The organism is Synechococcus sp. R55.4, assembly GCF_047461935.1.
Lineage (GTDB): Bacteria > Cyanobacteriota > Cyanobacteriia > Thermostichales > Thermostichaceae > Thermostichus.
In genome coordinates this window covers 56,749-77,629 of sequence record NZ_JANSIF010000004.1, presented here as the reverse complement: position 1 = coordinate 77,629, position 20,881 = coordinate 56,749, and the positions used below count along the sequence as shown (strand labels likewise).

20 protein-coding genes are annotated in these 20,881 nt (G+C 57.5%); 7 read left to right on the top strand and 13 right to left on the bottom strand.

Going from position 1 to position 20,881, the window contains the following annotated elements:
* Window positions 1–7 precede the first annotated feature (7 nt).
* From NW842_RS01790 to NW842_RS01745, 10 genes are all read right to left on the bottom strand, one after another.
* Window positions 8–457, bottom strand: a complete 450-nt coding sequence (locus tag NW842_RS01790) for a chemotaxis protein CheW (RefSeq protein WP_414417364.1) — start codon at window positions 455–457, stop codon at window positions 8–10.
* Between the two features lie 206 nt (window positions 458–663).
* Entirely contained in the window at window positions 664–1,038 is a 375-nt protein-coding gene (locus NW842_RS01785) for a response regulator (protein ID WP_011434291.1), read from the bottom strand.
* A gap of 47 nt (window positions 1,039–1,085) precedes the next feature.
* Window positions 1,086–2,330, bottom strand: coding sequence for a response regulator (locus NW842_RS01780; protein ID WP_011434290.1), 1,245 nt, complete (start codon window positions 2,328–2,330; stop codon window positions 1,086–1,088).
* Between the two features lie 385 nt (window positions 2,331–2,715).
* On the bottom strand, window positions 2,716–3,213 hold the full coding sequence (locus NW842_RS01775; protein ID WP_414374289.1) for a bis(5'-nucleosyl)-tetraphosphatase: 498 nt from the start codon (window positions 3,211–3,213) through the stop codon (window positions 2,716–2,718).
* Between the two features lie 7 nt (window positions 3,214–3,220).
* Entirely contained in the window at window positions 3,221–4,456 is a 1,236-nt protein-coding gene (locus NW842_RS01770; protein WP_414417363.1) for a hypothetical protein, read from the bottom strand.
* A 129-nt stretch (window positions 4,457–4,585) separates the two neighbouring features.
* On the bottom strand, window positions 4,586–4,774 hold the full coding sequence (locus NW842_RS01765) for a hypothetical protein (RefSeq protein WP_414374286.1): 189 nt from the start codon (window positions 4,772–4,774) through the stop codon (window positions 4,586–4,588).
* A 70-nt stretch (window positions 4,775–4,844) separates the two neighbouring features.
* Window positions 4,845–7,076 (bottom strand): argonaute PAZ domain-containing protein, encoded by a 2,232-nt coding sequence (locus NW842_RS01760; RefSeq protein ID WP_414417362.1) that lies wholly within the window; start codon window positions 7,074–7,076, stop codon window positions 4,845–4,847.
* 64 nt (window positions 7,077–7,140) lie between these two features.
* Entirely contained in the window at window positions 7,141–7,617 is a 477-nt protein-coding gene (locus tag NW842_RS01755) for a hypothetical protein (RefSeq protein ID WP_414399881.1), read from the bottom strand.
* A gap of 58 nt (window positions 7,618–7,675) precedes the next feature.
* Window positions 7,676–8,725, bottom strand: a complete 1,050-nt coding sequence (locus NW842_RS01750; protein ID WP_414417361.1) for a hypothetical protein — start codon at window positions 8,723–8,725, stop codon at window positions 7,676–7,678.
* Window positions 8,726–8,963: 238 nt separating this feature from the next.
* On the bottom strand, window positions 8,964–9,575 hold the full coding sequence (locus tag NW842_RS01745; protein ID WP_414417360.1) for a chromophore lyase CpcT/CpeT: 612 nt from the start codon (window positions 9,573–9,575) through the stop codon (window positions 8,964–8,966).
* Window positions 9,576–9,867: 292 nt separating this feature from the next.
* On the opposite strand from NW842_RS01745, the gene NW842_RS01740 reads away from it, so the two are divergent.
* The 5 genes from NW842_RS01740 (at window position 9,868) to NW842_RS01720 (ending at window position 13,653) form a co-directional block, all read left to right on the top strand.
* Window positions 9,868–10,029 carry a hypothetical protein gene (locus NW842_RS01740; protein WP_414417359.1) on the top strand — a complete coding sequence of 54 codons (162 nt, stop codon included), beginning with the start codon at window positions 9,868–9,870 and terminating at the stop codon, window positions 10,027–10,029.
* 236 nt (window positions 10,030–10,265) lie between these two features.
* A complete protein-coding gene (locus tag NW842_RS01735; protein WP_011434282.1) occupies window positions 10,266–10,784 on the top strand; it encodes a phycocyanin subunit beta in 519 nt (172 codons plus the stop codon).
* A 194-nt stretch (window positions 10,785–10,978) separates the two neighbouring features.
* Entirely contained in the window at window positions 10,979–11,461 is a 483-nt protein-coding gene (locus NW842_RS01730) for a phycocyanin subunit alpha (protein WP_011434281.1), read from the top strand.
* 470 nt (window positions 11,462–11,931) lie between these two features.
* Window positions 11,932–12,789 (top strand): phycobilisome rod-core linker polypeptide, encoded by an 858-nt coding sequence (locus tag NW842_RS01725; RefSeq protein WP_011434279.1) that lies wholly within the window; start codon window positions 11,932–11,934, stop codon window positions 12,787–12,789.
* 33 nt (window positions 12,790–12,822) lie between these two features.
* Window positions 12,823–13,653, top strand: a complete 831-nt coding sequence (locus NW842_RS01720; protein WP_414417358.1) for a HEAT repeat domain-containing protein — start codon at window positions 12,823–12,825, stop codon at window positions 13,651–13,653.
* 203 nt (window positions 13,654–13,856) lie between these two features.
* Here NW842_RS01720 and NW842_RS01715 read toward each other — a convergent pair whose 3' ends face one another.
* Window positions 13,857–14,195: a hypothetical protein gene (locus tag NW842_RS01715; protein WP_414355514.1), complete on the bottom strand. Its 339-nt coding sequence runs from the start codon at window positions 14,193–14,195 to the stop codon at window positions 13,857–13,859.
* Here NW842_RS01715 and murJ point away from each other — a divergent pair.
* Window positions 14,179–15,825: a murein biosynthesis integral membrane protein MurJ gene (gene murJ / locus NW842_RS01710; RefSeq protein WP_414417357.1), complete on the top strand. Its 1,647-nt coding sequence runs from the start codon at window positions 14,179–14,181 to the stop codon at window positions 15,823–15,825. The two genes, NW842_RS01715 and murJ, sit on opposite strands and share 17 nt — an antisense overlap.
* Here murJ and sigC read toward each other — a convergent pair.
* Complete coding sequence (gene sigC / locus NW842_RS01705) at window positions 15,822–16,922, bottom strand: RNA polymerase sigma factor SigC (RefSeq protein ID WP_414332157.1); 1,101 nt, start codon at window positions 16,920–16,922, stop codon at window positions 15,822–15,824. The genes murJ and sigC overlap by 4 nt on opposite strands.
* Window positions 16,923–17,535: 613 nt before the next feature.
* Here sigC and NW842_RS01700 point away from each other — a divergent pair.
* Window positions 17,536–18,075 (top strand): cofactor assembly of complex C subunit B, encoded by a 540-nt coding sequence (locus NW842_RS01700; protein ID WP_414417356.1) that lies wholly within the window; start codon window positions 17,536–17,538, stop codon window positions 18,073–18,075.
* A gap of 12 nt (window positions 18,076–18,087) precedes the next feature.
* Here the strand turns inward: NW842_RS01700 and mutS are convergent, their stop codons facing one another.
* Entirely contained in the window at window positions 18,088–20,787 is a 2,700-nt protein-coding gene (gene mutS / locus NW842_RS01695) for a DNA mismatch repair protein MutS (RefSeq protein WP_414417355.1), read from the bottom strand.
* Window positions 20,788–20,881 lie beyond the last annotated feature (94 nt).

The window sequence follows — 20,881 nt, the reverse complement described above, 5'->3', positions numbered from 1 at the left end:
GCCAAGATCAAGGGTTTGCCGAGGAATCAACTGAGTTGAGCTTTTGGACAATGGCAAGAGGGTCGAGCACCCAGAGAGGCTCATCCCCTTCCAACACCAGCCCTTTGCAAGAGTCGTAGAAGTTCTCCAGTCGAAAGTTGTTTTGTGCTGCCTGGGCTTTTGTTAAGGGTTGGATCTCCTCGGCGGGCACTCGAGCTACTCCTTTCACGTGTTGGGTTGCCAGGCCCAAGCCTGTTCGCACTGGCGATGCAGAGCCCCCAAATTCTGGGCGCATCACCACCAAGTGGTGTTCGGGCTGCCCAAAGTCCAAGGGCTCTAGGCCGAGAAATTGCGGCAGATCCAGTCCCCAGAGAATGCGATTGCGATAGTTGAACAAGCCCAGCACCCATGCGGGCTGGTTGGGGAGAGGGGTAAAGTGGTGCGGGCCAACAATTAGAGCTTCCTGGGCAAATGCCATGGGCAAAAGGGCCCGACAGTCTACCCCCAACTGTAGATGTAAGTACAGCTCGCCGGTACGGGTAGAAGTAGGGCTGTGTGGGGAGAAAGCTACCGCCATTGCCGTTCTCGCTCTGCCAATTCTAAGACATCTCCTAAGAACAATTCGTGATAATCACAGGGATCCTAACTGGAGGCGCAGCTCAGCAAGGACAGAAGTGGCAAAAATCATGAGCTCGGGCTGAGCACTACTGATTTCACGGCCCGCAAAATGTCTTCGCGGGTAAAAGGCTTGGTCAGATAAAGATCGATCCCTTGCTTCATGCCCCAGAGTTTGTCCAGCTCTTGATTTTTAGAAGTACAGGCCACAACGGGCAACTTTTGGGTTTCCGGGTTTTTCTTGATTTGGCGGCACAATTCCAGCCCGCTCATGCCTTCCATGACCAAGTCCGTCAGCACCACATCGGGTTTGTCGTTGCGGATCTGCTGCAATGCCTCTTGGGCGTTGGCCACCGCTACCACCTGATAGCCTTCTGAGCGGAGGTAATCGCTGATGAGCTGTCGCTCCGAGGCCACATCTTCCACCACAAGAACTTTCACCATGATCGACATCTCCTTATCTCTTTTTCGACGAACCTTTAGAGGGATCCCTAGCTGAGATAGCGAAACACCATCTGCAGCAATTCTTCCTGCCGAAAGGGCTTGGTCAGGTAATCGGTGGCACCGGCCAGGCGCGCCTTCACCCGATCGATCAGACCTTTGTGGCCTGTGACCATCACCACCGGCACATCCTTTAACACGGAGGATTTGCGGATGAGGCTGCACAATTGGTAGCCATCCACGTTGGGCATACCCACGTCCAGCAGGATCAAATCTGGCTTGAGGGTGGTCAGCTTCATCAGGGCTTTCAAAGAGTCGCTGATGGTGTGAATGACCAGGTTGTGCCCTTCCAACAACCGCTGCAACTCGCTGAGCATGGCTTCGCTGTCGTCAATACAGGCCACAATCCAGGTTTTCGAGGCCTGGGGAGATGGGCCTAGATCTGCAAGCCCGTTGGCCAGGTGAAGAGGGACGGTGGGAGTTTCTGAGGGCTGTGATTCTGTCTCAAGCTTGGCCGAGTAGGTTTTGGGCAGCCGATCAAAGGGGGGCTGGGGATCCCGCAGGACAAGGATACCGGCTTTGACCAGAGGATGTAGGCGGCGAGCGATCTGGAGGTCGTCTTGATCGAGAAGGGCGCTCAACTGGCGGAAGCTAAACCCCTTCAGTAACCGGCCTAGCCGTTCCTGTTGCTCGGCGGGAAGGCGTTCTGCCTGGGCCCGGCTGGCAAAGTAGGGCCGTTGGTAGGGGGAGGTGATCTCAGGCCCCAAAGATTGCCATGCCCGTAGCCGCTTTTGGATCAGGTCGAGCAGGGATCCCCCATCCCACTGGCCCAGGGTGGGCACGTTGTCCAGTGGGATGATCTCCTGCTGAAAGCCCCCTGGAACCAGCAACAGATTTTGCAGCACCTCCTCGCCGATCCAAGCATTCAACCTGCGCGCAGCTTCCCAAGGCAGCAGTTGCTCCGTTACCATCCAACTCAGCCCCAGAAGGTCTGCAGGTAGAGGCCCAGTCTCCTGAGCCAATAGCGCCTCCACCTGCCGATGGATGCGTAGGCAATTTTGGCGAGTCAGAGAAAAGACTTGATGGCTGAGCCGACGCAGGTGGCGATCCAAGCGCTCCAAGGGCTCCAAGCTGTGGTGAGCAAACCCCAGGCGACCTTGGTGAAACACCAATGACCAAGTGCCCAGCCCCTCCCCTTTGTCCAAGGCACTGAAATACCGAACAACTCCTGTGAAGCTGACCTCTGCGTTCAGCAGATGGGCCGAGACTTCTGTACAGACGGGGGGACGGTTCATGGGTCGAGAGGACGTGCTCGGACAATTTCCTGCGCTGAGGTTGATGACACGACTGAAGTCTTAGCTACCCCACAAGCCGGTGAAAAAATGCTTTCCAGAATACAGTTCAAGCCCAGCCCTGACCCAGACGAGATCTTTAGATGAGCCAAGCCCAACAAGACGGCCAAGGCTGCACGAACTCAAAGGCAGTTTCAGCGTTCAATCCGTATTCAGAAAAACTCTCCTCCTGGGGAGATCGATGACTATTGCTCATCAGCCAATCTCTAAAGGTGAAGGCTAGCCCTCAGATTGTCTGCTGGCTTTCTTACTCGGGAACTTCCCGCGGAAAGCCTGCAAGACAAGATAAAGGTAACCCCGATAAACCTCTTCCGTAAAAATACGGAACTTAGGTCTTCTCCAATTTCCAAAGCTGCTCCAGGTGGGCTTGGCAGCGGCGCAGCAGTTGCCGACTCTCTTCAAAACTGATCTGCTCCAAGGCTTCGGGGTAGGAGCACCAGCGGTAGGCGGCCACCTCCTCTGGTTGCACCTGTAGCTCAGGGGGAGGAAATTGGGGCGGCAGCAAGGCCACGTAGTAGGTAACGGTTTTGGCTACTCGGTTCCCCTCGGGATCCGTAAAGGTGTAGGCTTCCTGCAGCGTCAGAGGGTCAGGCTGGCCGGGCAGGGTTAGGAGCTGGTAGTCGGTCAAGCCGGTTTCCTCACGCAATTCTCGCTGTGCCGCCTCCAGGTCGCTTTCGGAGCCATCCTTGTGCCCTTTTGGGAAAGCCCAATGCCCCTTCTGGTGCTGGATGAGCAGATACAAATGCGAAGAGCCGGGTCCGGGAGCTTCCTGGGCGGGCGGGCGGGGCAGGATGGGGATCACCCCATAGGCAGCATCTATCAGCATTGGGGAACTAATCTCCGAAGAGTCTGATGGCAGGCGGCCTGGGAGCGAAGACCTCATTGGGATCCACCCGCGGGCGCTCCACCCCTTGCAGGGGCGAGAGGGGACGGCCTGTGTCGAATTGGAAGAGATAGATGGGCAACTGGTCGCCGCCCAAAGGCAAGAAGGCCAAGGTATCGATCTGGGTTAATGCGTTGCGGCTGGCCGGTCGGGTTAGGTTAAAGGCAGCGATGCGGTCTGCCAAGGGGGTATCTGCAGCCGTGCGTCTGCCCAAGCCCAGTCTGAACTGTTGGTTACCTTGCTCGTCCACCCCCAAGGGTTGCACGTCCCCCAACTCAATCGGGGATGGACTCCCCGGCAGGCCGGCTACCACCGGCGGGGCATCTACAGGGGGCTGCGAAGGCAAAAAGCGCAACTCCCCACCTTCCGGTAGGATTTGGTAGTCCTGATAGTCGTGCTGGATGGAAAGGGATCCCCTGAACACGCGGCGGTTCAGGCCCTCCAGGGTCCAAAAGCCATAGCCCAAATTGATGCGGGTGCTCTCCGGCAGCCAGTAGCGCTCCCCTCCCTCGGGAGCTGGCACCGCCGTAAACCCCATCAGGACATAGGCCTGCCCCCACACCCCCGACAAAAACAGCAACACCTGCCGCGGCAGCCCCGACTGCGGATCCAGCCACAGCTCCCGCAACTGGCCTTCCTGAATGGGCTCTAGGCGCAAGTGCTGGACAGGGGATCCAGCCAAATCCACCCGTTCTGAGGAGAGGACGCGGTAGCGGCTGGGATCCGCCTTCAAGTAAAAGCTCACCGAGGGCAAGAGGGCTTCCGGTCGGCTCACATACACCGAGTACAGCTGCAGCAGATCCGACTGGTTCACCACTTCCAATTGGCGCGAATCCAAGAGGCGGATGCGATCCCCTTCGGCTACCCAAGCCTGCCAACTGCCGTCGCGGCGGTAGAGCACATCCAACGTGGCTGTGAAGGTTTGGGATCCCTCCACCCGCACCTGCTGGCGATATTGCAAGTTGGGCAAAGTGGGCAATTGCTCTAGAGCGGCGTTGTAGCGCTCCAGCCAAGCTTGGGGATCCTGCTTAGGGCTGGCAAGAGAAGAGGGAGCCGATTGGGCCACGGCTGGATCCCCTGACGGCAGACCGACCAGTCCCGTTGCCAGGAACACCACCCCGCCGAGATAGCCCCAGCCTCGAAGGGATCCCTGCCGCTTCCTAAATTGGGAGGGTTCAGGGAACATCAGCTCACCTCGCAACACCGCTCTTGCTGCCCTTCTTGTCGCTGCTTGTGCCCGGATCAGAGCGCTTCCCACACCTGAGAGAAAGCGTTCGGAAGGGATCCCTACTCTCTGCCCGCCGATTGAGTACGCCTATTCAATGGAAATGGATTGGGGGCCGTCGGAGCGACCGGAAGGCGGGGGCTCCTCCACCCTCAGCCCCTGGGACTCCAGCCAACTGCGCAGCGGATCTTGCTTCACATCCAAACGCAGCAGGCCGCTGAGAAAACCGCCACAGAACGGAACAGGATTGCTCAGAAAGGTCTTCCAGACCTCATTCATCTCCATAGCCGCAACACCAACCACCCCCCCAATCCTAGCAAGGCCGGCAGGTGGGGATCCCCTCCCTTGGCTAGACGGCAATCAACTTCTCTCGGTTTATGTTCTGCAGCACACTAAAAATGCTGTTGCCAATGCGCTGGAACTCTTTACTGCTTTTGTCGGCAAAGTGCAATACCCAAGGAAGCCTACAGGCTTGAAAACCACTGGCGGGATGAAGCTGGGAGAGATGGTAAGTTTGTATAGCCAGAACTTCCAAAGGAGTGTTGCCGTGTTCATGGACAACTCGCAGCGGTCTTGCGCTGCCAATTGGCACCGAGGACTTCTTAATGGGCTGGCTTGTTACGAGCATAAATGACCTTCGTTCATGGTCAAAAATGACAGTGCCCATTGCAGCGTCTCTATAGCTTCCTTTTTCCTCTCTTCCCATTCTGACTGTGCCACTTTTGCGCACTCCAACAATATCCACAGCAATCTTTTCTTTTCTTAGTTCCTCAATTGTTTTATCAAATTCGCCTCTTTGAACTAAGCCATCCCTCATCAAAAGAACCTTTCTAGGGTATCGATGAAATTTGTTGTAGAATCTATTGACGAGCTTGGACACGGTTTGATAAATTGCCTCGCCGGAAAAAGTTTCTCCTCTTTGTATATCGGGCAACTCCCAGCCTAAGCTTTGACCATTGGCCAGTACCGCGAAGGCAGAGGTTCCGTAGTAAAGCTCTCGATTCGTCCCCACATCAAAACCAATGGTAAGCTCGGAGCACTCAGGATGATCGAGGGGTTCAAGCAACACGGGTTGCCACGCAGCTTTACACAGAAGTCCTAGTACGACATTTAGAGCTTTGTAGGGGTCAGCTCCAGGAATCATAAACTGAGTTGCTATTCCTGCTCGAAGTGCTTGCAAGCGGATCTTTTGCTTGTGCTCATTAGGCGACAAGGGCATGACAACCAGAACGGTTTTGATCCCTTTGTCGGCCCAGCTTTGCCAAAACCTCTGTTGAGCAAGGTCGCCTTCAGGCAAATCTTGACGGGTTGCGTAAAAGTCTATTTCAACTCTTGCTCCGCTCTTTTTAGCTACTTCAAGTAGGCACTTGCGAACCTCAGTAGGATACTCACGTTTATTATCGTCAAGATTTAGAAGTCCAAACTTTGTCTCGCCAACTCTTGCACATCCTTGGTACCTAACTCTCGCGGGGTTTTGGACTTGTCTATGACCAAACCCCAATAGCCTTGGCCTTGGCATAATGTATCCTTCTGCTTTTAGGGGATCAGCCTGAAAGTCAGAAATATTGTAGACATTTTCTATAATAGTTTTTGCGGTCTCTTTAGACTCTTTCAATCTCTCTTCTAAACTTTTTCTGATGTGCTCGCTAACCAAGGAGCTAACTTTTTTGCCAGTCCATCTTTGATCTTCTATACTTGCTAGCATCTCCAAAGTTAAAACAGGCGACAGTCTCCGCGATAGATGAAGGATAGGCTCTGCCTTTTGTCTGAAATTGCGTTCTCTGGAGACCACTTGAACCACCAGAGAGCCATCAACTTCTTCTGGAGTTGCTCCGTACTTCTGTACATGATAATCCGCTAAGCTAGTGTTTAGCTCCGCTAACCATACTTCCCTTGGCGACTGATTGGAAATAATGCCTCGATACTCCCAAGTTGGGTATTTATTATTTTTTGTCCTGTATGTGTTTCGTACAATTTCAATTGAGACATCTGGGTAATTTTCCAGCCACTCATGCAGCGTCCATGGGCTGTAGAAATGGTATCGGATGTCGATCTCTAGATAGAGCTTCTTATCTTGTCTAATAACAACGTCTAGCTCTCTTCCTCTGTGAACCTCCCACCCATCTCCGCAAAGTGGTTTTACTCCTTCAATCCGTTCTACTCCTTCCAGACCCGTAACCCACCAGATCAATCCTCCTCCTGTTGATCGCTCAATCTCTGTTCTTTTGTACTTAGATCTTAGACTCCAATCTAGTTTCTTGCGCTCGAAAGTTTCTAGAGCCTGTCTCTCTGTAGGGTCTGTACAATCTAGAGCCTTAGAACCAAGCTCTTCCAACTCCCATTCCTCTGTTTTGAGTTTACTGGCCGGAACTTTTTCTCGGGTTATGATGCGATTTCCCAGACGAACAGCCATTACACCTAGCTGATTACAAATCTTGGAGAGAGCCCTCTGCTCCTCTCCTAGATCTGGAAGAGGGTTTGGCCTGCAACTATACTCATAGAAGGTGAGCTCTTCTTGAGTTAGCTCCTTGACGAAGAAGCGATTAAGAGTAACCTCAACTTTCTTCTGGAGTAAATTCATTGGCAGACTCTAGTTTCAAGTTTCTCTCTAGGATCTCTAGGATAAGCTCTAATTCTCCTGCTCTTCACGAGGGATCTCCAAACAACCCTGGCGGAGCCAAATCTCTGCTGATCGCCTCCGCCTGAAACCGACCGCTCATGCCCACCACCTGCCACTCGGCGCTGCGATTTCCCTGGCGGAAGCGCAGCCGTCGGGCTCGCAACGGCACCACTTCTACAGCTTCTACCAGAAATTGTTGGTATTCGCCCAAATAGTCTCGGTAATCCGGGGGCAAGTCAGCGCTGCTGTTGATTTGAATCCAAAACACCCGTCCTGCTTCGTTGCCATAGGCGCGGATTTGTTCCTGGCCGCGGTATTGCTCCACCCCGCGCAGCCGCTGTCGTCCCACCTGCACAGACTCAGCCCACTCCGGCAAGGGATCCCCTAAGCTGATCGACCAAGCCGGCCCGCTCAGCCCTAGCCAACAGAGCAGCAGTAGCCCCCAAACCCAAGGCCATCTGTGCGGCGTGCTGTTCCCGGTTTTCAAGGCTCGGCCGAACATGGCAAGTTCTTCTCCGCAAGTGATCCCAATGCTTTTGGATGTTGAAAACAACTTCGTCTCAACGTAGGCGAAAGCCGATCCGACCGCCTTCAATATCAAAGGCAACGTCGGCGTTGAAAAACAGCGGCATGCCCAACAGTTGCACTCCTTGGTTGCCGTTAACAAAAATCCGATCCCGGCTGGGCGTAATGGGAAAGCCAACCCGAATGCGGTAGTCAAAAGCCCCCTCCAGCACAGCTCGCCATTCAGCGCCGGGGGGCAAGGTCGAGGTGGAGAAAGGAGCTGCCCCCAACAGCCTGACATTGAGAAAAATGTCGGAAGAACCACTGTCAAAAACGGTGGGGCTGAGGGCATTTTGAATGGAAGTGTTGCTAATGCTGTAGGCCACTTGCAAAGCCTCATCCCGCCAGATGGGTGTGCCATCGGGAAAGCTTCCCACCTGGGGAAACTGCCGGAAATTGAAGCCGGCGGTGTTGGCCGCCGTTAGGCCAACCGTGAACAGGCCCTGGGTGGAGTTGAAGCCCCCCGTTTGAATAATGTACCCAGAGCGGAAATTGCCCGGAAGACGGGTGAGCGGGCTAAACAGCTCGCGGTTGGGGCTGCGCTCATCCAAGGACGTGCCTAGGATCCCGGCGAAGGGCCGCCCTTCTCCAAACAAGTTCTCTGAACAACTGGCCACCAGGGCGTCCACACAGGTGATCCGGTCGATCAACTGAATCGTTACCGGCTCCCGACTGGGGATCCCGCCTATGCTGAAGGGGGCGCGGGCCAACACCCCGATAAATTGCGTGCCATCTCCGAACGTCACAGTGGAAGGGATCCCCGTCCGCTCCAGGCCAAAGCGACCTGCTGCTGTCGCTATGATGCGCAAACCTGCCGAGCCGGTATCCAGTAACACCTCAGCTCCGCTCCCGGCCACCCCCACTGTCAGGCCCAGGAGCTTGAAGCGGCTGTTGCCCAGGGTACGCACCGGCATGGGAATCGACTCGGTTCCCGGTTGAGGTGGGAGAGGGATCAACGCAGGGGGGGAAGCTGCAGATTCCCCCTGGCCAGAACAGCCGGCACCGAGCAGCAGCAAGGTCAAGATCCCAACCAGGGCGATCACCATTCCCCAAGGGCTGTGCCAAGCCCACCCAGACCGTGGCTCATCCTTTGGGCCCGACCTCGCCTGCATTGAATACCCACACTGAATTAAAAGGAGCCTAGCCCGGTTGCAACCGGTAAACAGCACGCTCAAACCTGGGGGATTTGGATCCCGGCCAAGGACAGTGTACACAAAGCTGGCTGAGGGAGAGTGCGCAATAGCGCTGTCAACTGTGGAGTTGTGGGGCTGGATGGGCTGCAGCCTACAGCATTAGCTCCGCCTGCCAATCGACCACTTTTTGGAAGCGAAAAGCGCCTGCCAGGGCTCCCCAAACCTGCTGGTGGGTGATGGGATCCATCCCTCGGTCATGGCTGCAAAACTCGCTCTCGCTCAGGTGCAAGGTGGTCTGCAGATAAGTGGTTTGGCCGTTGCGCACCACGCAACACCGGCACCCCGGCTCCGTCGCGCCGACAAAGAGGGATCCCTGCCTCTTCACCTGCACATCACACCCCTCTAGATAGGCTAGGTCGGCAGCCTGCAGTTGACTCAGTTGGTCTGCCCTTTCCCGAGCACAGCCCCGCCACCGCTGCGGCTCCAGAGGGCGGTAGTTGCGAATCACGATCCCAGCGCTTGCCTGAGTCAATTCCACCACCGCCTGCCGATAGGGATCTTCCAAATGGCCACTGTAGGCTTGCTCCACATAAAAGCCGATCCCGCCCAAAACGTGGGCCGGCAAGGGGCGATAGGCCACCCGGATCTGGGCGAAAAACGGTGGATTTTCCCAGGCTTGCTCTTGGTTGCTGAAGTCTCCTGCCAACCAGCGCGCCATCTGCAGCAGCTCCGGGGAAGGAGTGCGATCCGACTCAATAGACATAAGCGGGCATCGAGAATTCTGTAAAGGTATGTACCGAAAATCTCCGGAGAGCAAGGGGAACCTTCTCAGATTTTGCCCCAACCTCAGGCCCGACCGAGGATTGCAGCAAGTGTTAAATTATGTATCCTTTATGAGAATGTTCGCTCCGATACTGAAAATGGATCCCTTGCAAGCTGCAAAGCCGCGATCGGGGCTGACATCTTTGTTCATGTTGTAAAGCTAGGCAAAGAAACATTCTCTTTTGTAAAAAACTACTCCCGCGAAGGACAGGGAGAACAGCCTGGGATCCGAGATGGGAAGCAGGTTGGAAACCGATCTAAGACCTTTTGCGCGAGGTAAAGCCGATTTACATTTTTTGATTTCATCGCTTCTTGCCTTCGCGGTAGAAAAAGACTGGAAACAAGGCGAGCCAGCTTCTTCTCGTCTGCCAGTTGAGGTTGCCAGCAGCGGCTGAGGCTTCTTGTCCAAGTCCGATCCCGTAGATGGTGGCCTGGCTCTGGGGGCGAGCTTCGCTTGCTCATCTTGGTTCTATCGGCTTCGATCCCGTCGGCGGTTCTGTGAGTTAAACAGCACCTCTCGGCACTGGGGATCCAAGCGGTGTTGCATTCCTGGCCGGCAGGTGCTCTCTTGTCCGCTGCAGGGAATGTGGATTCATAACCTCTTTTACTTTCGCTAGGGAGATTCAAAACCATGAACGATGTATTTGGCAAAGTTGTTGCCCAAGCTGACTCCAAAGGCGCTTTTTTGGGAGAGAACGAGTTTGCCGCTCTCCAGCAGGTAATTGCCGAGGGGAACAAGCGTTTGGATGCTGTGAACCGCCTCACCAGCAATGCCTCCAAGATCGTGACCGATGCCATCCGTCAGTTGTTTGCCGAGGAGCCCAATTTGAACGCTCCCGGTGGGCCTGCCTACCCCAGCCGCAATGTGGCTGCCTGTATGCGGGACATGGACATTATTCTCCGCTACATCACCTACGCCGTGGCAGCCGGAGATGCCAGTGTGCTGAACGAGCGCTGCCTGAACGGCCTGCGGGAAACCTATCAAGCCTTGGGCACCCCCGGTAGCTCGGTGGCCAACGGTATCCAAAAGATGAAAAAGGCTGCAGTGGCTGTGGTAAACGACCCCAACGGCATCACCCGGGGTGACTGCAGCGCTCTGATTGCCGAAATCGAATCCTACTTCGATCGCGCTGCTGCCGCTGTGGTTTGATCCCTTGTGGACTGAAGTTTCTGTTGTGTCCGGATCCAGTTGTGAAGACCCTCTCTCAAATCTGAGGCAACTCAGGCTAGCAGGGGATCCCTAGAAAAGCAACTTTTTTTGCAGCGATTTTGCAGTTGAGACTTTGAATCTTTTGCTTTGTTCTTTGCATTGAGCTTGAGTTAAGTAAAGGAGCGTTTTGAATCATGCAAACCCCAATTGTTGACGCCATCGCCACTGCCGATAGCCAAGGGCGCTACCTGAGCAACAGCGAATTGCAGGCCATCAATGGCCGTTTTCAGCGGGCTGCCGCCAGCATGGAAGCCGCCCGAGTTCTGAGCAGCCGTGCCGACGAGCTGGTGCGCGGTGCCACCGAAGCCGTTTACGCCAAGTTCCCCTACACCACCCAACCCGGTGGGCAGTGCCACACCCAAGCTGGCAAGGACAAGTGCGCCCGTGACGTGCGCCACTACCTGCGCTACATCACCTACTGCTTGGTAGCCGGTGGCACCGGTCCTCTGGACGAGTATCAGTTGGCCGGGATCCGCGAAATCAACGCCGCTTTTGAGCTCTCCCCCAGTTGGTTCATCGAAGCCCTGCGCTACATCAAAGCCAACCACGGCCTGACCGGGCAAGCGGCCACCGAAGCCAACACCTACATCGACTACGCCATCAACGCGCTCAGCTAAGTTCTGGAGCTTGGGATCCCTCTAAAAGGGCGACGCCGGCTAGCCAGTTGGCTCATCCCATAAACCAGGGGGGATGGCGAGGGAAGGTTGTTGAGGGCAACGGTGGTGAGCCTGCTACGTTGCGGAGAGATACGTTTGACCACGTGGGTTTGCGGATCAGTCTCCCCAATAGGAAGGCGCCACTGTTGCTCTTCTGCAGCTTGGGGCTGCCGATTTTTGATTTCTAATTTTAGTTTTCGATTTCTACAGTCGTTTCAGGCTAGGGTGAGACGCCTGGGCTATTGATCGCGCCAGCGGGACGGAGTCCTTGAAAAGCCTTTTGGCCCCCTGCATTATTGCTCCGCAACGCCGACGCGACGACGCAACCAACACTTTAGGTGTGGGTGCAATGTCCTAGCTTGAATCGAAATGACCCTAAACGCAAGCTTGTTCTCAATCTGTGTCCATTCAGTTCAATCGGGGGAATTAGCATGAGTGCAATTACAGCGGCAAGCCGGATGGGGATCCGGGGCATTACGGAGACCACCCCACTGGAGTTGCGCCCCAACGCCAGCCAGGATCAGCTCAATGCGGTGCTGCGGGCCATCTACCGTCAGGTGCTGGGCAACGACCATTTGTTTGGGGCCGATAGGAAGGAGCTAGCCAGTGCGGAATCGCTGCTGCGCCAGGGCAGCCTGACGGTGCGGGAGTTTGTGCGATTGATCGCCAAGTCCGAAGCCTACAAAAAGCGGTTTTTCTACCCCAACTCGCAAACCCGGGCCATCGAGCTCAATTTCAAGCATCTGCTGGGACGCGCTCCCACCAGCCCCAAAGACATCGCCCGCCATTTGGACATCTACCAATCTGGCGGCCACAGCGCGGAGATCGATTCCTACATCGACAGCCCAGAATACCTAGAAGCTTTTGGAGACAACATCGTCCCCTACCCGCGTGGGTTTGAATACCGCAAGGCTCATTCCACCCGCGACTTTACCAATCTCTTCGCTCTCTACGGGGGCTACGCCAACAACGATCGCTCCCAAGGGCCCAGACCCCGTTTGATGATGCCTTTGGCCACCGGGTTTACCCCGGCCATTCGCCGCATTGGGGTGCGGGGGCTGCTGCCGCCCAGCCCCATTTCCAAACACCTGGGGCCGCCAACGGGCCAGTCGGATCGCATGTTCTGTGTGGAAGTGACCCGGCTGCTGAATCCGCCTTCGGCGCTGGCCACTTCCAGCCGAGTGCGCAAATCCAACCAGCAGATTTTCGTCTCTGCCGATCAACTGTCGGCAACAATGCAGCGGTTGCTCAAATCGGGCGCCAAGATCGTCAGTGTCCGCAGCGCTTGATCCCTTCTCGGTGTCTTCTCCGTTGTCGATTCCATGACCACTGCTGTTCCTCTGGATCCCGATCCATCGGTGGATCTCACCCCGGCTGGACAAATCGCCAAGCTGCGCCACGGGGATCCGGGGGAACGCTACTATGCCGCTTGGTGGCTGGGACGCATGCGCATCGTCGAAGGGATCCCGGCCCTGATCGAGGCCCTGGCCGATGAAACGGATCGCACCGCTCAAGGGGGATATCCGCTGCGGCGCAATGCTGCTCGTGCTTTGGGTAAACTGGGATCCCTCGCCGGGATCCCTCCCCTGAAGGCGGCTTTGTCTTGCTCCGATGGCCAAGTGGTGGCAGCGGCTGCCCAGGCGCTGGTTGAGATTGCCCTTGCCAACAACCTCCATAGGGATCCCGACGAAGTGGAAAAGCTGGGATCCGCTTTGCTAGAAGGGCTGCGCTTTGTGGAGCAAGGACTGCAGACGGAAGCCCAAGCCGCCCTAGAAGCCATTGTCGAGGCTCTTGGACAACTGCAAGTGACCGCTGCTCTGGAGCCAATCTGTCCCTACCTAGAGCACACTTCCATCCGTTTGCAATGTGCGGCGGCACGGGCCTGCTATCGTCTCACTGGGGATCCGACTTTTGCTCAGCGCCTGCTGTCGGTGTTGGATCACGACAACATCCATCTGCGGCGGGCTGCCCTTTTGGATTTGGGGGCCAGTGGCTATTTGCCGGCAGCACAAGCCATTGCGGCGGCGGCGGTGGAGGTCAACCTTAAGCTTCTTGCCCTCAAACAGTTGGTGGAGATCAACCTGGAACAACATCAAAGGATCCCCGGTGCTGAGCTGCAGCAGGTGCTGCGGCTGATCGACGAGCTGCTGTGAGCGGTGGTGCTTCTGGGCCCTTGCTGTTCACATTAGCGGGACGGAGTCCTTTGCAACTGACCTATCAAGGCATTGCCCATGAGTTTGTGCATCCCTCTGCAGCGATTCAAAGCCGTCAGAATCTGTCCGCTCGGCACCAGGGTTGGGCTCCGTGGCTGTAGCACTGCCTCAGTCTTTTGCTTTCCCGTATCGAGGTGCCGCCCTCAGTTTTGGAGCAAGGGCAACAGCAAGGATCCCTGAGGTGCAAGGGATCCCCTCAAGTTTCCTCTCGAAAGCACTTCATGACCTTGGTCGAGGAAACCCAAAGGACGCCGTCCCGCTGACGCGACCGGGGGGATGAGCATTTGTTGCAGCACCTGGCACAGGAACGGCAACTGTTGGCCTGTCCAACGGATGCGGCTAATGTCCAGCAATTGCTCGGAATGTTCGATATTCCCGATAATGGGAAGCGGCTCCTGGGATTCAAAGAGGGATCCGGGATCAGTTTGTTGTTGAGGCAGTGGTTGGGGTGCAGGACACAAGGTAATGGAGGAGTCTGCCACTCAGGAAGAGATCCCTGGGGGATCTCCTTCAGCAGGGCCATCCCGTTCGTTGATGTCGGTGGCGGGCTTGGTGGCCGGGGCGACCTTGCTCAGTAAGGGCATAGGCTTTATTCGCCAAGCTTTGATTGCAGCAGTGTATGGCTCGGGGCCGGAGTACAGCGCCTTCGGGGTAGCCTACATCCTGCCCGGTTTTCTGTTGATTCTGCTGGGAGGGATCAACGGCCCTTTTCACAGCGCCATCGTCAGTGTCCTCAAAAAGCAGCGGGATCGGGACAGGGAGGATGCGGCTGCCTGGCTGGAATCCATTTCCACCTTGGTAGGCTGCCTGCTCCTGCTGGTCAGCTTGGGCCTTTGGTGGGGAGCGGACTGGGTGGTGCGCCTGAATGCGCCGGGAGCCAGCCCCGAAGTCCATGCTCTGGCCGCTGCGCAACTGCGGATCATGGCCCCTTTGGCCTTGCTCTCGGGGTGGATTGGCATCGGCTTTGGGGCGCTAAATGCCGCCGAACACTACGCCTTGCCTGCCCTTAGCCCGCTGATCTCCAGCTTGGCGGTGATCGGGATCCTGGTCACGCTGGGATGGACGGGGATCCCAACTTTGCTGGCCTGGGGCGTGCTCATCGGGGCCATTGCCCAATGGTTGGCCCAAGTTCCGCTCCAGATGCGGTTAGGGCTGGGGCGACCGCGCCTGCGCTTTGAGTGGGGATCCCCGCAGGTACGGGCGGTGGGCTTGCTGATGTTGCCGGCGGTGATCTCCTCCGGGATGATCCACATCAATGTTTATGTGGATCTGTTTTTTGCCTCTTTCGTACCTGGGGATCGCACCATCGGCAACTTGGGATATGCCCAGCTTCTGGTACAAACGCCGCTGGGGATCCTCTCCAACATGGTGCTGGTGCCCTTGATGCCTCTCTATTCCCAGTTGGCAGGGGATGGATCCCGTTGGCCGGAGCTGCGCCAGCGTATCCGCCAAGGGCTGATGCTTACGGCAATTGTGACCCTGCCCCTGTCGATGCTGTTGGTGGCTTTGGCCGAGCCCATTGTCCAAGTGGCCTACCAGCGGGGGCGCTTTACGCCGGAGGTGACACAAGAGGTGGCAGCCCTACTCATGGCCTATGGTCTGGGGATGACCGGTTACCTGCTGCGGGATGTGCTGGTGCGGATCTTCTATGCCCTGGAGGATGGGGCTACGCCTCTGCGCATCAGCAGCATGGCCATTGGCCTGAATGCCCTTCTGGACTTCCTATTTTTGCAGGCTTTTGGAGCGCCGGGCATTGCCCTGGCCACCGCCGGCGTCAACCTGATAGCCGTGATCGGACTGGGGATCCGCCTCCACCAGCGCCTGCCAGGGATCCCTTGGCGGGAGATGGGACAAGCCCTACTGCCATTGCTGGGGAGCACCGTCCTGGCCGGGGGACTCAGCCATTGGCTGTGGACCCAACTGCGCTCCTACGAGATTGTGGGGTCTCCCCTGCTCACCGCCATCATTTGGGCCGGGCTGGCCGCGGGTTTAGGTCTAAGCTTGTTCGCCGCCGGAGCTCTCTACCTGCGGATCCCAGAAGTGGAGTGGGCAGCAGCCCGACTGCGGAAACGGGTAGGACGCCGGGGGAGCAAGTTGGCAAGCCGGAACTAGCTGATGGCTTCCAGGTAATCTCGCACGCGGTTGCGCCGCTTCGGCTGACGCAGCTTCTGCAGGGCTTTGGCCTCAATTTGCCGCACCCGCTCTCGCGACAGATCCAAGGCGCGACCGATTTCCGCCAGCGAATAGGTGCGCCCATCCCCCAAGCCGAAACGCATGCGGATCACATCCCGCTCGCGGCTGGTGAGATCCGAGAGCAACTGCTGCAGATCGCGATGCAGGGCTTCCCGCATCATGGTCTCTTCTGGAGAAATGTCGTCAGTTTCCAGCAAATCCCCCAGTTCGGTGTCCTTGTCTTTGCCCACCTTGGTTTCCAGAGAAACCGAGCGGGGCACCCGTACCAACAGCTCGCGTACTTGAGGCGGCGTCATCTCCAACTCGGAGGCGATGTCTTCGATGGTGGGAGTACGGCCCTTTTCCTGGGAGAGCTTGCGCTGCGCTTTTTTGATCTTGTTCAGCTTCTCGGTGATGTGAACGGGCAGGCGGATGGTGCGGCTTTGGGTGGCAATGGCGCGGGTAATGCCCTGCCGGATCCACCAGTAGGCGTAGGTGCTGAAGCGGTATCCCTTTTTCGGGTCGAACTTTTCCACCGCCCGCTCTAGGCCCAGCGTACCCTCTTGGATCAGATCCAGCAGCTCCAAGCCGCGGTTTTGGTACTTTTTCGCCACCGACACCACCAGGCGCAGGTTGGCCTTGATCATGTGTTCTTTGGCACGCTTGCCAATCCGCTGAATCTGCTGCAGCTTTTCAGGGGTCAGTTGCGCCCACTCGGGGTACTGGTTGGCCTTGGCCACCCATTCCGCAAGAGTGGGATCCCGTCCCAACTCTTTCTGCAGGCGCAGGCGCAAATCCAAGAGCTTCATGTAGTCTTGGACTTTTTGGGCCAGGGCCACCTCTTCATCGCGCCCCAAAAGAGGAACACGACCAATCTCCTGTAAATAGAGGCGCACCAGATCGGTGGAGCGGCGGGTTGGCTCCTCTTCCAGAAACTCGCCATCGGCCAGATCCACCTCTGCTTCTTCGGCAGCATCGAGGAGATCGGCGGGGCCATCCAACAAAATGTCGTTGAGTTCAGGTTCGTAGTTAGACATGTAGGGTGTTGCTGATGTAGCGACAGAGGTAGCAGTTTAGTGGGCTGAGAGAGGAATGGTCAGTGATGTGGAGCAAGTTAAGCTTAAGTGTTCCCCAACGGTAACTTCGCGCCTGCTCAACGCCTTACAGCAGTCAGAGGAAATCATACATTGACCTCTTCCTCAACCCGACCTCCTGCCCATGCCCCATAGGGAAAGGCTGAAGTATCAGCGGAGGGGTCACATGGAGAGCGTGAGCCCCTTATCATAACTTAATTATAGTTGCATTTCTCAGCCCAGAGACATGAGAGCCAGCGTAGGATCCCCCCAGTTCAACCGTCACCGCCACTGCGAAAAAGCGTATTGCCCTCAGGGTGAACCCAGCAGCTCGTCCTTGGGGGAAGTAACCCATCCATCCTAGAGGGTCTAAACTTCAAAGGTAGCGTGTAAATTGCTTTGCCTATTCCAATCTATTCGATTCTATTCGATGAACTGTTCCCATTCACCTATCCCACCCAGCTGTGGGGGAGCCAGACTCCCCGAACAGGTCAACCCCCTTCCTCTGGGCGGACTGGGCTCTGCTCAGGCACTTGGGTTGGCCATAGCCCCGCTGACGGGGGAAAAGGTTTCAACCTTGGCGTTGACGACTCTATTGGCCATCGGTCTATTCTTTTTTCTGCGAGCTGCGGGCAAGGATCGCGTGGAGAGTCGCCTCTACTTTAGCAGTCGCAGCCTGGAAGAAATGGGATCCGCTCTACGGGAGCACTTGGAAAGGCGTGGCTATCGTCTCCAGTCCGCCGATGCCGAGGGGATCGCCACCTTTGCAGGGCAGGGTCAGGCTAGCGTGGGGCTGGCCCTTTTTTTGACGGGGCTGGCGGGGACGGGACTGGCCTGTTTGGCCTTGGTGCTGCAGACCCTTGAGCCGGGGTGGGGAGCTTGGCCCTGGATGGTGGTGCTGGCTTCTCCTTGGGCGGGTTGGTACTACCGGCAGCGCAACCAACGCCCGGAACAAATCCGCCTGAAACTGCAGGAAGCCGACGAGGACTCTGTCCCGCTCTCGTCCTGGGAACGAACGCCAACGGCTTCTGGATCCCACCTGTGGGTGGAGGGGCATCGGGATGAGCTGGATGGGCTGGCTGCAGCCCTGGGGTTGCAAGAACGGGATCTGGATTAGGGGTAGGGGAGTCTAAGGCCAATCGGGAGAGAGAGGTGCTGGGATCAAAGACAGTTGATCCCCAACGGCGGAATCGGGGCTGCGATTGGGAGCGGGCTCTTTTTTGCAGTTCTTCTGGGCAGGTTGGCTTTTTCCTTGGTTGCGCAGGCCCAGGCCGATGCGGCTGTGTTTTTCCACTAGGGCCAGCACCTGTTTGGCCCGCTCGATCACCGGCTGCGGCAGGCCAGCCATGCGTCCCACCTCGATGCCATAGGAGCGATCTGCCCCCCCAGGCTGTACCTGGTGCAAGAAGATGATGCGATCTTGCAATTCCTTGACCACCACCTGAAAGTTGGCCACGTTGGGCAGCAAGGTCTCCAGTTGGTTGAGCTCGTGGTAGTGGGTGGCGAAGAGCGTACGGGCCCGCACTTGGGTAGCCAGGTACTCTGCCACCGCCCAGGCAATGGAGAGGCCATCAAAGGTAGCAGTGCCGCGGCCAATCTCGTCCAGCAGCACCAAGGAGCGCTCGCCGGCGTGGTTGAGGATGTTGGCGGTCTCGTTCATTTCCACCATGAAGGTGGACTGGCCGGTAGCCAGATCGTCCACAGCGCCAATGCGGGTAAATACGCGGTCGCAGAGGCCCAACTCTGCCCGCCGCGCGGGGACAAAGCTGCCCATCTGGGCCAGGATTTGGATGAGCCCAATTTGCCGCAGGTAAGTGGACTTGCCGGACATGTTGGGGCCGGTGAGGACGATCAAATCGGGGCCGTGGGGGGATCCCAGTTGCACCGAATTGGGCACGAAGAGGCCCTGGGGCAGGGATTTTTCCACCACCGGGTGGCGACCCTCCTCGATCATGAGCCGGCGGTCTTCGGTGATTACGGGACGGGTGTATCCCTGCTGCACGGCCACTTCCGCCAGGCCAAACAGAGCATCGACGGCAGCCAGGGTCTGGGCCACTTGGCGGATGGCTTCGGCCCGGGATCCCGCCTCTTGGCGCAACTGCACAAACAGCTCGTATTCCCGCTGGTTGATGTCGGTTTGGGCTGTGAGGATGCGGGCCTCTTTTTCTTTGAGCTCGGGGGTAATGAACCGCTCTTCGTTGGTCAGGGTTTGCTTGCGGATGTACTCTTTGGGGACTTGGTGGGCCTTGGCGCGGCTGATGCTGAGGTAATAGCCGAAGGCCTTGTTGAAGCCCACTTTGAGGGTGGGGATGCCGGTGCGGTCGCGCTCACTTTTCTCCAGCTGGGCAATCCACTGGCGGTCTTGCTCCACCTGTTGCCGCAGCCTGTCCAGCTCCGGATCCACCCCGGGCCGGATCAGACCCCCTTCGGTAAGGATGGGCGGGGGCGAGGGCAAGAGGGTGTGCTCAATGCGGCGGCCCAGATCCACCAGGGCGGGATCCACCTGCTGTAGGCTTTGCAAGAGGGGAGTCTTGGCTTCCCCCACCAGCTCGGCCAACTGGGGCAGTTTGCCCAAGGAGGATCCCAAGGCCACCATCTCGCGCGGGTTGGCGGTGCCCGATCCGACGCGGTTGGCCAATCGCTCCAGGTCGTACAGAGAGTCCAGAAGGGATCCCAGGCGGGCCCGCAGAGAAGGGTTTTCCAAAAGCTCTTGGATGGTGTCTTGGCGAAGGCGGATTTGCTCCGAATCCCGCAAAGGCTGCAGCAACCAGCGCCGCAAAGTGCGCCCCCCCATCGCTGTACGGCTGTGATCCAGCACCCAGAGCAGGGATCCCACAAAAGCCCCCTCTCGGATGGTCTGGGTGAGCTCCAAGTTACGCCGGGTTTGGGCATCCAAGATGAGGTAATCCGTCAACTGATAGGTGCGAGGGGGACGCAGGAGCGGGTGGCCTCCCTGGGGAGAAGGCTGCAGCAGGGTCTTTGGTGCTACGCACCGCTGAGGCGAATGGGTTTCTTCTAAGTAGTGCAAAAGCCCTCCCGCTGCTCGCACCGCCAGAGGCAATCCCTCACAGCCCAATCCTTCCAGAGAGCGCAGGCCGTAGGTCTGCATGAGGTTCTCCCGCGCCACCGCCAGTTCAAAAGGTTCGGCTGGGCGCAGGGTATAGGCGTATTGGTTGGGGAGACCCAGGGGCTTCTGGGGATCCCCTGGACGGATGAGGCCTAGTCCCAGCCCCTCCTCGGTGGGCAGCAAAACCTCTGCCGGCTGCAGCCGGGCCAGTTCCTGCTCCAGTTGCTCTTGCCCCTCGCTCTGACACACCCAGAACTCGCCGGTGGAGATATCCGCATAGGCTAGGCCCCAGCGGCAGGGAGCCTGCTTCGATCCTTTGAGCCGCACGACGGCTGCCAGGTAGTTGTTTTGCCGCGCCTGCAGCAGCTCCTCTTCGAGGACGGTGCCAGGGGTGATCACCCGCGTCACTTCCCGCCGCACCAAGCCCTTGGCCTGATCTGCCGGCTCCATCTGGTCGCAGACGGCCAGGGCATAGCCTTTGGCCACCAACTGGGCGGCATAGCGGTCAAAGGCGTGGTAAGGGATCCCGCACATGGGCACCCGCCCTATGGCCCCTGCTTCCCGCCCGGTGAGCACCAGCTCCAGCTCCCGCGACACCCGCTGGGCGTCCTGGAAGAACATCTCGTAGAAATCCCCCAGGCGGTAGAGCAAGATGGCGTGGGGATACTGCCGCTTCAGCTCCACATAGTGCTGCATCATGGGGGTGAGCAGGGCGGGATCTACCTCTAAGGCATCCCAAGTAGGCTCGGCGGAAGAACTCATGGCATCAAAACGTGGGCAAGCAATGGGCTGAAGGTTCGGAGTCTAGCCAACTCGGGCCGACCAGCTTGGGCCATTCTAGATCCAGGTCTAGATG

Excerpts from the sequence above, each read along its gene's own strand:
- NW842_RS01785 (WP_011434291.1), bottom strand. The coding sequence starts at position 1,038 with ATGGTGAAAGTTCTTGTGGTGGAAGATGTGGCCTCGGAGCGACAGCTC.
- NW842_RS01725 (WP_011434279.1), top strand. The coding sequence starts at position 11,932 with ATGAGTGCAATTACAGCGGCAAGCCGGATGGGGATCCGGGGCATTACG.
- murJ (WP_414417357.1), top strand. The coding sequence starts at position 14,179 with ATGGAGGAGTCTGCCACTCAGGAAGAGATCCCTGGGGGATCTCCTTCA.
- NW842_RS01775 (WP_414374289.1), bottom strand. The coding sequence starts at position 3,213 with ATGCTGATAGATGCTGCCTATGGGGTGATCCCCATCCTGCCCCGCCCG.
- NW842_RS01720 (WP_414417358.1), top strand. The coding sequence starts at position 12,823 with ATGACCACTGCTGTTCCTCTGGATCCCGATCCATCGGTGGATCTCACC.
- NW842_RS01765 (WP_414374286.1), bottom strand. The coding sequence starts at position 4,774 with ATGAATGAGGTCTGGAAGACCTTTCTGAGCAATCCTGTTCCGTTCTGT.
- NW842_RS01750 (WP_414417361.1), bottom strand. The coding sequence starts at position 8,725 with ATGGTGATCGCCCTGGTTGGGATCTTGACCTTGCTGCTGCTCGGTGCC.
- NW842_RS01790 (WP_414417364.1), bottom strand. The coding sequence starts at position 457 with ATGGCATTTGCCCAGGAAGCTCTAATTGTTGGCCCGCACCACTTTACC.
- NW842_RS01770 (WP_414417363.1), bottom strand. The coding sequence starts at position 4,456 with ATGTTCCCTGAACCCTCCCAATTTAGGAAGCGGCAGGGATCCCTTCGA.
- NW842_RS01745 (WP_414417360.1), bottom strand. The coding sequence starts at position 9,575 with ATGTCTATTGAGTCGGATCGCACTCCTTCCCCGGAGCTGCTGCAGATG.
- NW842_RS01740 (WP_414417359.1), top strand. The coding sequence starts at position 9,868 with ATGGGAAGCAGGTTGGAAACCGATCTAAGACCTTTTGCGCGAGGTAAA.
- NW842_RS01755 (WP_414399881.1), bottom strand. The coding sequence starts at position 7,617 with ATGTTCGGCCGAGCCTTGAAAACCGGGAACAGCACGCCGCACAGATGG.
- NW842_RS01760 (WP_414417362.1), bottom strand. The coding sequence starts at position 7,076 with ATGAATTTACTCCAGAAGAAAGTTGAGGTTACTCTTAATCGCTTCTTC.
- NW842_RS01780 (WP_011434290.1), bottom strand. The coding sequence starts at position 2,330 with ATGAACCGTCCCCCCGTCTGTACAGAAGTCTCGGCCCATCTGCTGAAC.
- NW842_RS01730 (WP_011434281.1), top strand. The coding sequence starts at position 10,979 with ATGCAAACCCCAATTGTTGACGCCATCGCCACTGCCGATAGCCAAGGG.
- sigC (WP_414332157.1), bottom strand. The coding sequence starts at position 16,922 with ATGTCTAACTACGAACCTGAACTCAACGACATTTTGTTGGATGGCCCC.
- mutS (WP_414417355.1), bottom strand. The coding sequence starts at position 20,787 with ATGAGTTCTTCCGCCGAGCCTACTTGGGATGCCTTAGAGGTAGATCCC.
- NW842_RS01735 (WP_011434282.1), top strand. The coding sequence starts at position 10,266 with ATGAACGATGTATTTGGCAAAGTTGTTGCCCAAGCTGACTCCAAAGGC.